The organism is Micromonospora sp. WMMD708 (assembly GCF_049315245.1).
Taxonomy (GTDB): Bacteria; Actinomycetota; Actinomycetes; order Mycobacteriales; family Micromonosporaceae; genus Micromonospora; species Micromonospora wenchangensis.
The window spans coordinates 2,828,734-2,842,933 of record NZ_CP186060.1; the positions used below are offsets into that span (position 1 = coordinate 2,828,734).

A 14,200-nucleotide genomic window follows, 5' to 3' on the forward strand; every position below is an offset into this window, starting at 1 on the left:
CCCGCGGTCGAGTCGGACGTCACTCTCCGGAGCCGAACGTGCGCATCCTGCTGCTGTCCACCGCCGACACCGATCTGCTCGCCGCCCGCGCCAGCGCCGCCGACTACCGCCTCGCCAACCCCACCCGGGTCGACGTGGCCGCCGTGCCGGCCCTGCTCGACGGGGTCGACCTGGCCGTCGTACGGCTGCTCGGCGGGCGGCAGGCGTGGCCGGACGGCCTCGCGGCGGTGCTCGGCTCCGGCATCCCCACGATCGTGCTCGGCGGTGAGGCGGTGCCCGACGCGGAGCTGATGGCGGCCTCCACGGTGGCCTCCGGGGTCGCCACGGAAGCGCTGTCCTACCTGGTGGAGGGGGGTGCGGAGAACCTCGCCCAGCTCGCCCGGTTCCTCTCCGACACCGTCCTGCTCACCGGTGAGGGCTTCGACCCACCCACCCCCACCCCGCCGTACGGCATCCTCGACCACCGTCCGACGGACCCGGACGACCGGCCGGACCCGGCGGACGGACGGCCGGGCGGCGGGCGGCCCACGGTGGGGATCGTGTTCTACCGGGCGCACGCGCTGGCCGGCAACACCGGTTTCGTGCGGACCCTGGCCGACGCGGTCGACGCGGCCGGCGGCGAACCGCTGCCGATCTTCTGCGGGTCGCTGCGCGGGCTCACCCCCGGCGACGGGCCGCTGGACCTCTTCGCCCGCTGCGACGCGCTCGTCGTCACCGTCCTCGCCGCCGGGGGGACGGTCGCCGCCGACGCCTCCGGCGGGGGCGACGAGGACGCCTGGGACGTCGGCGCGCTCGCCGCCCTCGACATGCCGGTGATCCAGGCGCTCTGCCTGACCAGCACCCGGGAACAGTGGGCGGCCAGCGACGCAGGGCTGTCCCCGCTGGACGCGGCCATGCAGGTGGCCATCCCCGAGTTCGACGGTCGGATCGTCACCGTGCCGTTCTCGTTCAAACGGATCGACGCCGACGGGCTGTCGGTCTACGCCGCCGACGCCGAGCGGGCCGCCCGGGTCGCCGGGATCGCCGTCCGGCAGGCCCGGCTGCGCCACCTGCCCAACGCCACGAAGCGGGTGGCGGTCGTGCTCAGCTCCTACCCGACGAAGCACTCCCGGGTCGGCAACGCCGTCGGCCTGGACACCCCCGCCTCGGCGGTCCGGCTGCTCGCCGCCCTCGCAGACGCCGGATACCACCTCGGCGACGCGCCACCGCCCACCGACGGGGACGCGCTGATCCACGCCCTGATCGCCGCCGGGGGGCACGACGTCGAGTGGCTCACCCCGCAACAGTTGGCCGCCGCCGAGGCCCGGGTGCCGGGGGAGACCTACCGGCGCTGGTTCGACCAGGTGCCGGTCGACCTGCGGGACCGGATGCGGGAACACTGGGGTGAGCCACCCGGCCAGCTCTACACCGACGACGGGGACATCGTCCTGGCCGGGCTGCGGTTCGGCAACGTCACCCTGCTGATCCAGCCGCCGCGCGGCTTCGGCGAGAACCCGATCGCCATCTACCACGACCCGGACCTGCCGCCCAGCCACCACTACCTGGCCGCGTACCGGTGGCTGGCCACGTCGGTCGACGACGGCGGCTTCGGTGCCGACGCGGTGGTGCACCTCGGCAAGCACGGCACCCTGGAATGGTTGCCCGGCAAGGGCCTCGGCCTGGCCGCCGACTGCGCCCCCGACGCCGTCCTCGGTGATCTGCCGCTGGTCTACCCGTTCATCGTCAACGACCCCGGCGAGGGCACCCAGGCCAAGCGGCGGGCCCACGCCGTCGTGGTCGACCACCTGGTGCCCCCGATGGCCCGCGCCGAGACCTACGGCGAACTGGCGAAACTCGAACAGCTGCTGGACGAGTACGCCACCGTGCAGGCCCTCGACCCGGCGAAGGTGCCGGTGGTCCGGGGGCAGATCTGGGAGCTGGTGCGCGCCGCCGAACTCCACCACGACCTGCACACCGAGGCGATGCCCGCCGCCGACGACTTCGACGACTTCGTGCTGCACCTCGACGGCTACCTGTGCGAGGTCAAGGACGTGCAGATCCGCGACGGGCTGCACGTGCTGGCCGGGGTGCCCACCGGGGAGGCCCGGGTCAACCTCGTCCTGGCCGTGCTGCGCGCCCCGCAGGTGTGGGGCGGCAGCCGGGCCCGACCCGGCCTGCGGCAGGCCCTCGCCGCCCGCTACGGCCTCGACGAGCAGACGCTGCTCGCCGAGCCCGGGGCCCAGGTGGCGGTGCCGACGGCGTTGACCGACGTCGTCGACGGGCCGGCGGTCACCGCCGCCGACGCGGTGGACCTGATCGAGGGGCTGGCCCGGCGGCTTGTCCTCGGCATGGAGACCCTCGGCTGGGACGCCGACCGGGCCGACCCGGTGGTCGCCGAGGTGACCGGCGGATCCTGCCCCGACGTCGCCGAGGTGCTGCGGTTCGCCGCCCGCGAGGTGGTGCCCCGGCTGGACCGCACCACCGACGAGATCACCCACACCCTCGGCGCGCTCGCCGGCCGGTTCGTGCCACCCGGACCGTCCGGGTCACCCACCAGGGGGCTGGTCAACGTGCTGCCCACCGGCCGCAACTTCTACTCCGTCGACCCGAAGGCGATCCCCAGCCGCAACGCCTGGGACGTCGGGGTCGCGCTGGCCGACTCGCTGCTCGCCCGCCACCTCGCCGACACCGGGGAGTATCCGCGGTCGGTCGGGCTGACCGTGTGGGGCACCAGCGCCATGCGTACCCAGGGCGACGACATCGCCGAGGTGCTGGCCCTGCTCGGCTGCCGGCCGGTGTGGGACGACCGGTCGCGGCGGGTCACCGGCGTCGAGGTGGTGCCGCCGGCGGAACTGGGCCGGCCCCGCGTCGACGTCACGGTCCGCATCTCCGGCTTCTTCCGCGACGCGTTCCCGCACGTCGTCGCCCTCCTCGACGACGCGGTACGGCTGGTCGCCGCCCTCGACGAGCCGGCCGGGGACAACTACCTGCGCGCGCACGTGGCCGCCGACCTCGCCACCCACGGCGACGAGCGGCGGGCCACCGCCCGGATCTTCGGCTCCAAACCCGGGGCGTACGGGGCGGGACTGCTGCCGCTGATCGACGCCCGGAACTGGCGCACCGACGCCGACCTGGCCGAGGTGTACGCCGTCTGGGGCGGCTACGCCTACGGCCGGGGCCTGGACGGGCGGGAGGCGCGGGCCGACATGGAACGGTCCTTCGCCCGGATCGCGGTGGCGGCGAAGAACCAGGACACCCGCGAGCACGACATCGTCGACTCCGACGACTACTTCCAGTACCACGGGGGGATGGTGGCGATGGTGCGCCACCTGACCGGGGTCGCGCCGGCCGCGTACGTGGGCGACTCGGCGATGCCGCACGACGTGCGCACCCGCACCCTCGGCGAGGAGACCCGGCGGGTGTTCCGGGCCCGGGTGGTCAACCCGAAGTGGATCGCGGCGATGCGCCGGCACGGCTACAAGGGCGCGTTCGAGCTGGCGGCCACAGTGGACTACCTGTTCGGCTACGACGCCACCGCCGGGGTCGTCGACGACTGGATGTACGAGCGCCTCGCCGAGGCGTACCTGTTCGACGGGCAGACCCGCGAGTTCCTGGAGCGGTCCAACCCGTGGGCGCTGCGCGGCATCACCGAACGGCTCCTGGAGGCCGCCGAACGCGGCCTGTGGGCGGCCCCCGACCCCATCACCCTGGACCGCCTGCGGGAGACGTACCTGGCCACCGAGGGCGACCTGGAGGAACGACAGTGACACCTCCGACCACAGTGAGCGGGTTCCCCTTCTCGGCCGTGCTCGGCATGGACGACATGCGGCTGGCGCTGCTGCTCAACGCGGTCAGCCCGGCCATCGGCGGGGTGCTGGTGCGGGGTGAGAAGGGCACCGCCAAGTCCACCGCCGTGCGGGCCCTGGCGGCCCTGCTCCCACCGGTGGACCGGGTCGCCGGGTGCCGGTTCGGCTGTGACCCGGCCGCCCCCGACCCGACCTGCCCGGACGGCCCCCACCCGACAGCCGGGCACGACGACCCGGCCGCCGGGCCGGTGGAGCGCCGTCCGGCCCGGCTGGTGGAGCTGCCGGTCGGCGCCGCCGAGGACCGGGTGGTCGGCTCGCTCGACCTGGAGAAGGCCCTCGCCGAGGGGGTACGCGCCTTCGAGCCGGGCCTGCTCGCCGCCGCCCACCGGGGGGTGCTCTACGTCGACGAGGTGAACCTGCTCCACGACCACCTGGTCGACCTGCTCCTGGACGCCGCCGCGATGGGCCGCTGCCACGTCGAACGGGAAGGTGTCTCGGTCAGTCACGCCGCCCGGTTCCTGCTGGTCGGCACGATGAACCCGGAGGAGGGTGAGCTGCGTCCGCAGCTGCTCGACCGGTTCGGGCTCACCGTCGAGGTGGCCGCCAGCCGCGATCCGGTCGTCCGGGTGGAGGTGGTGCGCCGCCGGCTCGCCGCCGACGCCGACCCGGCCGGGTTCGCCGCCCGGTGGGCCGCCGCCGACGCCGAGGTGGCCGCCCGGGTGGCCGCCGCCCGGGACCGGCTCGACCGGGTGCTGCTGCCCGACGGCGCGTTGCGGCAGATCGCCGAGGTGTGCGCCGCGTTCGACGTGGACGGGATGCGCGCCGACATCGTCACCGCCCGGACCGCCGTCGCGCACGCCGCCTGGCAGGGCCGGGACCGGGTGACCGCCGACGACGTCCGGGTCGCCGCCCGGCTGGCCCTGCCGCACCGCCGTCGCCGCGACCCGTTCGACACCCCGGGCCTGGACGAGAAGCGCCTCGACGAGGCGTTGCAGCGGGCCCGCGACGAGCACCCCGACGACGATCCGCCGGACACCGGCCCGAGCGGTCCGGGTGACCCGGGCGGCCCGGACGGTGCCGGTGGGCCGGGCGGCCCCACGGCGGGCGGCCCCGACGGCGGGTCGGGTGCGCGGCCGTCGGACGGTGGGCCACCCGATGCCGCCGGTGGACCGCAGGACGCCGCCGCCGGATCGCCGGGCCACGACCACGAACCGCGCGCCCGGACCGGCCCGACCTCCCCGCCGGCCGTGCACGACAGGTGGCCGGACCGCGCCGTCGACGGCGGACCGGACGCGGGTGACCGGTCGGGACGCCCCGACGACGGGTCGGCCGACCACGCCGGTGCCCGTCCGGGGCGACCCGGCCAGGGCGGCACCGCGAACCCGGGTGACCCGGCTGGCACCGGCTCGGTGGCCGTACCGCAGCGGGGGTTGACCGCCCGGTTGTTCACCGCGCCGGGGGTCGGTGACGGGGTGCCCGGCCGGCGCTCGCGGGCCCGGACCGGGCGCGGGCGCACCACCGGGGCCCGGGTGCCCGCCGGCCGGCCGGCCGCGGTGCACCTGCCGGCGACCCTGCGCGCCGCCGCCCCGCACCAGGCCCGGCGGGGCCGGTGCGGCGGCCGGCTGCTGCTGCGCCCCGACGACCTGCGGGAGGCGGTCCGGGAGGGCCGCGAGGGCAACCTGGTGCTGTTCGTCGTCGACGCCAGCGGGTCGATGGGCGCGCGGCAGCGGATGTCGGCGGTCAAGGGCGCGGTGCTGGCCCTGCTCACCGACGCCTACCAGCGGCGGGACACGGTGGCGGTGGTCGCCTTCCGGGGTGCCGGCGCGCAGGTGCTGCTGCCGGCGACGTCCTCGGTGCTGGCCGCGTCGGCGCGGCTGGCCGAGCTGCCCACCGGTGGGCGTACCCCGCTGGCGGAGGGGCTGCTCGCCGCCGCCGACCTGCTGCGGGTGCAGCGGCTGCGGGACCCGCGACGGCGTCCGCTGGTGCTGGTCGTCACCGACGGCCGGGCCACCGCCGGGCACCGGCCGCTGGAGCGTTCGGCGCGCGCGGCGGCCGTGCTCGCCGCCACCGGCGCGCCCTGCGTCGTGGTGGACTGTGAATCCGGCCCGGTGCGGCTGCACCTGGCCCACCGGCTGGCCGGTCAGCTCGGCGCGGCCCACCACCGGCTGGACACGGTCACCGCCGACCCGCTGGCCGGGCTCGCCACCGTCGGAGCGAATCGGAGCGTGCGCTGATGCCGCAGGGAAAACCGGAACACGTGCCCGCCGACGGGTTGACCACCCGGCAGCGGCGGCACCGCCCGTTGACCATCGTGCACACCGGGCAGATGAAGGGGAAGTCGACGGCGGCGTTCGGACTGGCACTGCGGGCCTGGACGGCCGGGCTGCCGATCGGGGTGTTCCAGTTCGTCAAGAGCGCCAAGTGGCGGGTGGGCGAGGAGAACGCCTTCCGCGCCCTGGGCCAGGTGCACGCCGACACCGGGCAGGGCGCGCCGGTGGCCTGGCACAAGATGGGCGAGGGCTGGTCGTGGATCCAGCGCGGCGGCGACGCCGACCACGCCGCCGACGCCCTGGAGGGCTGGCGGCAGATCCAGCGTGACCTGGCCGCGCAGCGCTACGGCCTGTACGTCCTCGACGAGTTCACCTACCCGATGAAGTGGGGCTGGGTGGACGTCGACGAGGTGGTCGACACCCTCACCCACCGGCCCGGTTTCCAGCACGTGGTGATCACCGGCCGGGACGCCGACCCGCGGCTGGTCGCCGCCGCCGACCTGGTCGCCGAACTGACCAAGGTCAAGCACCCGATGGACGCCGGCCAGAAGGGCCAGAAGGGCATCGAGTGGTGACCGGACCGACCCGCCGCACCGACCAGCGCCGCCCGCCGGGCAACGCGCCGGCCGGCCACCCGGGCGTGCCGCCGTCCGGCGCGCCGACCGGCCCGTGGGCGCTGTCCCGGCTGGTGGTCGCCGCACCGGCCAGCGGACACGGCAAGACCACGGTCGCCACCGGGCTGCTCGCCGCGCTGCGCCGCCGGGGCCTCACGGTCAGCCCGCACAAGGTCGGCCCCGACTACATCGACCCCGGCTACCACGCGCTCGCCGCCGGCCGGCCCGGTCGCAACCTCGACCCGTGGCTGGTCGGCGAGGACCTGGTCGCCCCGCTGCTGCGGCACGGCGCGAGCGTCCCCACCCCCGCCGACGTCGCCGTGGTCGAGGGGGTGATGGGGCTGCACGACGGCGCGGTCGGCCGGGGCGGCTTCGCCTCCACCGCGCACGTCGCCACGCTGGTCGACGCGCCGGTGCTGCTGGTGCTGGACACCACCGCGCAGGGCCGCTCGGCCGCCGCGCTGGTGCTCGGCATGCGCGCCTTCGACCCGGCCGTACGCGTCGGCGGGGTGATCCTCAACCGGGTCGGCTCGCCCCGGCACGAGACCCTGCTGCGCGACGCGCTCGCCGAGGTGGGCGTACCGGTGCTGGGGGCGGTGACCCGGGCCGTCGAGGTGGCCGCGCCGGCCCGCCACCTGGGGCTGGTGCCGGTCGCCGAACGGGCACCGGAGTCACTGGCCGTCGTCGACGCGCTCGCCGGGCTGGTCGAGGCCACCGTCGACCTCGACGCCGTGCTCGACCTGGCGCGCAGCGCCCCGCCGTTGACCGTGGACGCCTGGGATCCGGGCACCGCCGTCGGGGGCCCGGCCGGCGGGGACCGGCCGGTCGTCGCGGTCGCCGCCGGTGCCGCCTTCACCTTCTCGTACGCCGAGACGGCCGAACTGCTCACCGCCGCCGGCGCGACCGTGGCCCCGTTCGACCCGCTGCGTGACCCGGCCCTGCCCACCGGCACCCGGGCCGTGGTCATCGGCGGCGGATTCCCCGAGGTGCACGTCGAGGCGTTGAGCGACAACACCGGGCTCCGCGCCGAGCTGGCCGGCTTCGCCGGGCCGGTGGTCGCCGAGTGCGCCGGGCTGCTCTACCTCGGCCGTTCCCTGGACGGGGCGCCGATGTGCGGGCGGCTCGACCACCACGCCCGGATGTCCGGCCGGCTCACCCTCGGCTACCGCGACGCGGTCGCCGCCACCGACTCCCCGGTCCACGCCACCGGTGAGCGGGTACGCGGCCACGAGTTCCACCGCACCGTCACCGACCCCGGCCACGGCGACCGGCCCGCCTGGCGGTGGGACGGTGCCGACCACGGTTTCGTCACCGGTCAGGTGCACGCCTCCTACCTGCACACCCACTGGGCGGGTCACCCCCGGGCCGCCCGCCGGCTGGTCGAGGCGGCGGCCCGGTGACCGGCACCGGGGCGGACCACCCGCCCGACGCCGACGCCGGCCGGGCCACGCCGACGGAACCCCCGACGCTGACCGGGGTGGGGGTCGGGCCGGGGGACCCGGAACTGCTCACCCTCAGGGCGGTGCGGGTGCTGGTCGAGGCCGACCTGGTGGTCGTACCGGTGCTGGACCGGCTGGCGGCGGACCCGGCGACGCCCCCCGGCCGGGCCGAGACGACGGTCCGCGCGCACGTGCCGGCGGACCGGCTGCGCCGGCTGCCGTTCGCCCTCGAGGACCGGGGCGGGGTGACCGCGCGCCGGGAAGCCGCCTGGGACGCCGCCGCCCGCGCCGTCGTCGACGCCTTCGACGCCGGGGCCCGCTCGGTCGCGTTCGCCACCATCGGCGACCCCAACGTCTACTCCACCTTCACCTACCTGGCCGACGGGGTCCGCGCGCTGCGGCCGGCGGTACGGCTGCGCACCGTGCCCGGCGTCACCGCCATGCAGGAGCTGGCCGCCCGCAGCGGCGTCCCGCTGTGCCAGGGGCGGGAGCCGCTGACCCTGCTGCCGGCCACCGCCGGCCCGACGCCGGTCGCCGACGCCCTCGCCGGGCCCGGCACCGTGGTGGTCTACAAGGGCTGGCGGCGGCACCGGGAACTCGTCGACGAGCTGCGCCGCCACGACCGGCTCGACGACGCGGTGCTCGGCTGCGGCCTCGGCCTGCCCGACGAACGGATCGGGCCGGTCGGCCCGGACGACGAGCTGCCCTACCTGTCGACGCTGCTGGTCCCGGCCCGTCGGGACCGGCGGGGAGGAAAACTGTGACGTCCACCGGAAAGGTGTGGTTCGTGGGGGCCGGTCCCGGTGCCGCCGACCTGCTCACCCTGCGTGCCGCCCGGGTGATCGCCGACGCCGACGTGGTGATCTGGGCGGCCAGCCTGGTGCACGCGGACGTGCTGGCCCACGCCCGGCCCGACGCCGCGATCGTCGACTCGTCGCAGCTGCCCATCGAGGGGGTGCTGCCGCTGTACCGGCGGGCCGCCGCCGACGGGCTCACCGTGGCCCGCATCCACTCCGGCGACCCGGCGCTGTGGGGTGCCGTGCAGGAGCAGCTCGACCTGTGCCGGGCCCTCGACCTGGCCGTGGAGATCGTCCCCGGGGTGTCCTCGTTCACCGCCGTCGCCGCCATAGTCGGCCGGGAACTGACCATCCCCGAGGTGGCCCAGTCGGTGATCCTCACCCGGCTGGAGGGCGGCAAGACGCCGATGCCGGCGGGGGAGCGGGTCCGCGAATTCGCCCGGCACGGCACCACCATGGCGCTGTTCCTGTCCGCCGCCCGCGCCGGGCAGGCCCAGACCGAACTGCTCGCCGGCGGCTACCCGGCCGACACGCCGGTGGTGGTGGCCTACCAGGCGACCTGGCCGGACGAACTGGTGGTGCGGTGCGCCCTCGGCGAGCTGGCGGCCACCGTCAGGGAACACCGGCTGTGGAAGCACACCCTGTTCCTGGTCGGGCCGGCGCTCGCCGCCACCGGCACCCGGTCGCACCTCTACCACCCCGGGCACTTCCACACCTTCCGGCGGGCCGAGCCGGCCGCCCGCGCCGAGCTGCGCCGGTCCCGGGCCGCCGTGGAGGACGTTACCCCGTGACGTACGCCGAGCCGCCGCTGCGCGAGCCGGACCTGCCGCGTACCGCGAAGGTCCGGCCGGTGGCGTTGCGTACCGGCTGGACCACCGGCGCGTGCGCGACGGCGGCGGCGAAGGCGGCGGTGACCGCCCTGGTCACCGGCGTACCCCCGGGGGAGGTGGAGATCGGGCTGCCCGCCGGGCGGCGGGTGACCTTCCCGGTGGCCCGCTGCGACCTGACCGCCCGGCCCGAACCGACGGCCGAGGCGGTGGTGGTCAAGGACGCCGGGGACGACCCGGACGTCACCCACGGCGCGCACCTCACCGCGACCGTCGGTTGGCGGCCGGTCCCCGGCCTGGAACTCGCCGGTGGGGTCGGCGTCGGCACCGTCACCCGCCCCGGGCTCGGCCTCGCCGTCGGCGGACCGGCCATCAACGACACCCCCCGCCGGATGATCGGCCAGGCCGTCGCCGAGGTGGTCGACCTGACCGAGGTGGGGGTGCGGGTGGTGATCAGCGTGCCGGGTGGCGAGGTGATGGCCCGCAAGACCACCAACCGGCGGCTCGGCATCGTCGGCGGCATCTCCATCCTCGGCACCACCGGCGTCGTCCGGCCGTTCTCCACCGCCTCCTGGCGGGCCAGCGTGGTGCAGGCGGTGCACGTGATGGCCGCCCAGGGGCAGCGGACCGTGGTGCTGTGCACCGGCGGGCGCACCGAGAAGGCCGCCCGCGCGTTGCTGCCGGAGCTGCCGGAGGTGTGTTTCGTCGAGGTCGGCGACTTCACCGGCGCGGCCGTCACCGCCGCCGTCGGCGACGCGATGACCGGGGTGGTCTTCGTCGGGATGGCCGGCAAGCTGGCGAAACTCGCCGCCGGCATCCTGATGACCCACTACACCCGGTCGAAGGTGGACCTGTCGCTGCTCGGTGCGGTGACCGCCGAGGCCGGTGGCGACGCCGACCTGGTGGCGGCGGTGACGGCGGCCAACACCGGCCGGCACGCCTACGAGCTGTGGGAGGCGGCCGGGTTGCTGCGTCCCGCCGGTGACCTGCTCTGCGACCGGGTCCGCCAGGTGCTGCGCCGCTTCGCCGGGCCGACGCTCACGGTCGACGTGGCGATGGTCGACTTCACCGGCGACCACCTGGTCGCCTCCTCGGGCCGGTGGCCGGCGTGACGCGACCGGAGCCGCTCCCCGGCCCGGCCCCGGTCGTCGGGGTGCCGGATCCGGTCGTGGTGCTGGGGATGGACGCGGCCGGCCGGCCGCTGCCGCCACCGGCGCTCGCCGTCCTGGCCGGGGCCGGGCTGGTCGTCGGGGCGGCCCGGCACCTGGCCGCCGTGCCGGTGCCGGCCGGCGTCGACACCGTCACCCTCGGCCCGCTCGCCCCGGCGCTGGACCGGCTCGCCGCCGCGCACGCCGCCGGGGTTGCGGCCGTGGTGCTGGCCAGCGGCGACCCCGGCCTGTTCGGCGTGGTACGCCGGCTGCGCGCCGCCGCGCTGCCGGTGCGGGTGCTGCCGGCGGTGTCCAGCGTGGCCGCCGCGTTCGCCCGCGCCGGACTCGACTGGGACGGTGCGGTGGTGGTGACCGCCCACGGCCGGCAGGTGGGCCCCGCGCTGAATGCCTGCCGGGCACTGCCCGCCGTCGCCGTGCTGACCGCGCCGGACGCCGGGGCCGCCGAGCTCGGGGTCGGGCTGGCCGGCTGGTCCCGCCACCTGCTGGTGGCCGAGCACCTCGGTACCCCCGCCGAGCGGGTCACCCGGGTCACCCCGGAGCAGGCCGCCGGCCGCCGCTGGGCCGACCCGCACGTCGTGCTCAGCCTCGCCGCTGCGGCCGACGACGCCGGTACGACGCCTGCCGGTGCGGCCGACGATCCCGGTGCGACGCCCGCCGGTGCGGGTGGTGCGGCCGGGTGCGGTGGCACTGTCGGGCCGGTGCGCCGCGACAACCAGCCGGCCGCCGCGCCCGCCGGGGGCTGGGCGCTGCCCGAGTCCGCGTACCGGCACCGGGACTCGATGATCACCAAGGCCGAGGTGCGGGCGCTGGCCGTCGCCCGGTTGCGGCCCCGGCTCGGTCGGCTGGTCTGGGACGTCGGCGCGGGCAGCGGATCGGTGGGCATCGAGTGTGCGCTGCTCGGCGCGGCGGTGATCGCCGTGGAACGGGACCCGACGGCACCGGTGGCCGGCAACGCCGCCCGGCACGGCGTCGACGTCCGGGTGGTGACCGGTGCCGCGCCGGCCGCCCTGGCCGGGCTGCCCGATCCGGACGCCGTCTTCGTCGGCGGTGGCGGGACCGACGTGCTGGCCGCCGTCGCCGACCGCCGTCCCGACCGGGTGGTGGTCACCCTCGCCGCCCTGGACCGGGTGGCCCCGGCCGTGCACCTGCTGCGCGCCGCCGGCTACACGGTGACCGGCAGCCAACTCGCCGCCGCCCGCCTCGCCGATCTGCCCGGCGGGTCCGTCCGACTCGCGGCCACCAACCCGGTGGTCGTCCTCACCGGGGAGCGTCCGTGACCAGCACCGCACCACACCGGCACCGGGACACGCCCGACACCGGCCCGCACCGGGTCGGGCTCGTCGCGGCCACCGCCGCCGGCCGCCGGCACGCCCGGACCCTGGCCGCCGCCTGGCCGCACGCCCGGCTGGTCGAGGCCGACGGGGTCGCCGACGCGCTGCGGACCGCGTGGACGACGTGCGACGCGGTGGTGGCGTTCCTGGCCACCGGTGCGGTGGTCCGGGTGGTGGCGCCGCTGCTCGGCGACAAGCGCACCGATCCGGCGGTGGTGGTGGTCGACGAGGCCGCCCGGCACGCCGTGGCCCTGCTCGGCGGGCACGCGGGGGGCGCGAACACGCTCGCCGCCGAGGTGGCCGCGCTGCTCGACGCCCGGCCGGTGGTCACCACCGCCACCGACGCGGTCGACCTGCCCGGCCTGGACACCCTCGGCTGGCCGGTCGAGGGTGCGGTGGCCGCGGTGTCCCGGGCGATCCTCGACGGTGAACCGGTCCGGCTGGTCGCCGACGCGGTGTGGCCGCTGCCCGCCCTGCCGCCCAACGTCCACCGTGAACCGCCCACCGGGGGACACCCGCCCGCCGGGTCCGACCCGGACGGTGGGTACCGGGTGCTGGTCACCGACCGGGTGGTGCCGGTCGACGACCGGACCGTCGTGCTGCGACCCCCGTCCCTGGTCGCCGGGGTCGGCTCCAGCCGGGGGGTGCCCGCCGCCGAGGTCGACGCGCTACTGCGTCGGGCGCTCGCCGACGCCGGGTTGAGCCCGGCCAGCCTGCGCTGCCTGGCCAGCGTCGACGTGAAGGCCGACGAGGAGGGCATCCGGGCCACCGCCGACGCGCTCGGCGTACCGCTGCGGACCTGGCCGGCGGCGGAGCTTTCGGCGGTGGACGTGCCGCACCCCAGCGAGGTGGTCCGGGCCGCCGTCGGCACGCCCAGCGTCGCCGAGGCGGCGGCGTTGCGCGACGGCGGCACCCTGCTGGTGCCCAAGACCGCCTCGGCGATGGCCACCGTCGCGGTCGCCCGGCACGCCCCGCGCGGCCGGCTGGCGATCGTCGGCCTGGGTCCCGGCGCGGCCGACCTGCGTACCCCGCGCGCCGTGGCCGAGTTGCGCCGGGCCGCCGTGGTCGTCGGCCTCGACCAGTACGTCGACCAGGTCCGTGACCTGCTGCGACCGGGCACCCGGGTGCTCGCCAGCGGGCTCGGCGCGGAGGAGGAACGGGCCCGTAGCGCCGTCGCCGAAGCCACCGCCGGGCATGCCGTCGCGCTGGTCGGTTCCGGCGACGCCGGGGTGTACGCGATGGCCAGCCCCGCCCTGGAGTACGCCGACGAGCGGATCGACGTGGTCGGGGTGCCCGGGGTGACCGCCGCGCTGGCCGCTGCCGCCCTGCTCGGTGCGCCGATCGGCCACGACCACGTCTACCTGAGCCTGTCCGACCTGCACACCCCGTGGGCGGTGATCGAACGGCGGGTCGCCGCCGCCGCCGAGGCGGACCTGGTGGCGCTGCTCTACAACCCGCGTAGCCGGGCCCGGGACTGGCAGCTCGGCGCGGTGCTGGCGACGTTCGCCGCGCACCGCCCGCCGCAGACCCCGGTCGGGGTGGTCCGCAACGCCAGCCGTCCCGACGAGCAGGTCCACCTGGCCACCCTGGCCACCTTCGACCCGACCGTGGTCGACATGTACGGGCTGGTGGTGGTGGGCAGCTCGCAGACCCGGCTGGTCGGTGGCCGGATGGTCACCCCCCGGGGCTACCGGTGGCGCGGATGACGCCCGCCGTGCCGGTGCCCACCCCGGTCGGGGTGCCGCCGCCGGTGGTGATCGACGCCTGCCAGGGCTGCGGAGCCTGCCTGCTGACCTGCCCCACCCACGCGATCCGCCCGGTGCCCGGCGGCCTGACCGTCCGCGTCGACCGCTGCACCGGCTGCCTGGAGTGCCTGGAGATCTGCCCGGTGGACGCGATCCGGGTCACCACCGACCGTCGAGGAGCACCATGACCAGCATCCACCCGGCCCGCCGCCGGCCCACCCCG

The 14,200-nt window shown here is 76.9% G+C and carries 10 protein-coding genes; all 10 read left to right on the forward strand.

All coding sequences use genetic code 11. The annotated features are described in order from the left end of the window. The first annotated feature begins 38 nt into the window (after positions 1-38). The 10 genes from cobN to ACN260_RS12460 all read left to right on the forward strand — a co-directional run bounded on the left by cobN (position 39) and on the right by ACN260_RS12460 (position 14,165). Positions 39-3,746 carry a cobaltochelatase subunit CobN gene (cobN, locus tag ACN260_RS12415; protein WP_422756110.1) on the forward strand — a complete coding sequence of 1,236 codons (3,708 nt, stop codon included), beginning with the start codon at positions 39-41 and terminating at the stop codon, positions 3,744-3,746. A 47-nt stretch (positions 3,747-3,793) separates the two neighbouring features. After that, positions 3,794-6,019, forward strand: a complete 2,226-nt coding sequence (locus ACN260_RS12420) for a VWA domain-containing protein (RefSeq protein WP_422756694.1) — start codon at positions 3,794-3,796, stop codon at positions 6,017-6,019. Beyond that, on the forward strand, positions 6,019-6,630 hold the full coding sequence (gene cobO, locus ACN260_RS12425) for a cob(I)yrinic acid a,c-diamide adenosyltransferase (RefSeq protein WP_357765240.1): 612 nt from the start codon (positions 6,019-6,021) through the stop codon (positions 6,628-6,630). The genes ACN260_RS12420 and cobO overlap by 1 nt, the downstream gene beginning before the upstream one ends. 65 nt (positions 6,631-6,695) lie before the next feature. Continuing rightward, complete coding sequence (locus ACN260_RS12430) at positions 6,696-8,069, forward strand: cobyrinate a,c-diamide synthase (protein ID WP_422756695.1); 1,374 nt, start codon at positions 6,696-6,698, stop codon at positions 8,067-8,069. A gap of 68 nt (positions 8,070-8,137) precedes the next feature. After that, entirely contained in the window at positions 8,138-8,872 is a 735-nt protein-coding gene (gene cobI, locus ACN260_RS12435; RefSeq protein ID WP_422756696.1) for a precorrin-2 C(20)-methyltransferase, read from the forward strand. Continuing rightward, on the forward strand, positions 8,869-9,696 hold the full coding sequence (cobM, locus tag ACN260_RS12440) for a precorrin-4 C(11)-methyltransferase (protein WP_422756111.1): 828 nt from the start codon (positions 8,869-8,871) through the stop codon (positions 9,694-9,696). The genes cobI and cobM overlap by 4 nt, the downstream gene beginning before the upstream one ends. After that, positions 9,693-10,844, forward strand: coding sequence for a cobalt-precorrin-5B (C(1))-methyltransferase (locus tag ACN260_RS12445; RefSeq protein WP_422756112.1), 1,152 nt, complete (start codon positions 9,693-9,695; stop codon positions 10,842-10,844). Before cobM ends, ACN260_RS12445 begins: the two co-directional genes overlap by 4 nt. Continuing rightward, a complete protein-coding gene (gene cbiE / locus ACN260_RS12450) occupies positions 10,841-12,178 on the forward strand; it encodes a precorrin-6y C5,15-methyltransferase (decarboxylating) subunit CbiE (protein WP_422756113.1) in 1,338 nt (445 codons plus the stop codon). Before ACN260_RS12445 ends, cbiE begins: the two co-directional genes overlap by 4 nt. Next, positions 12,175-13,938: a precorrin-3B C(17)-methyltransferase gene (gene cobJ / locus ACN260_RS12455; RefSeq protein WP_422756114.1), complete on the forward strand. Its 1,764-nt coding sequence runs from the start codon at positions 12,175-12,177 to the stop codon at positions 13,936-13,938. Before cbiE ends, cobJ begins: the two co-directional genes overlap by 4 nt. Continuing rightward, positions 13,935-14,165 carry a 4Fe-4S binding protein gene (locus ACN260_RS12460; RefSeq protein ID WP_422756115.1) on the forward strand — a complete coding sequence of 77 codons (231 nt, stop codon included), beginning with the start codon at positions 13,935-13,937 and terminating at the stop codon, positions 14,163-14,165. The genes cobJ and ACN260_RS12460 overlap by 4 nt, the downstream gene beginning before the upstream one ends. Positions 14,166-14,200: the final 35 nt, after the last annotated feature.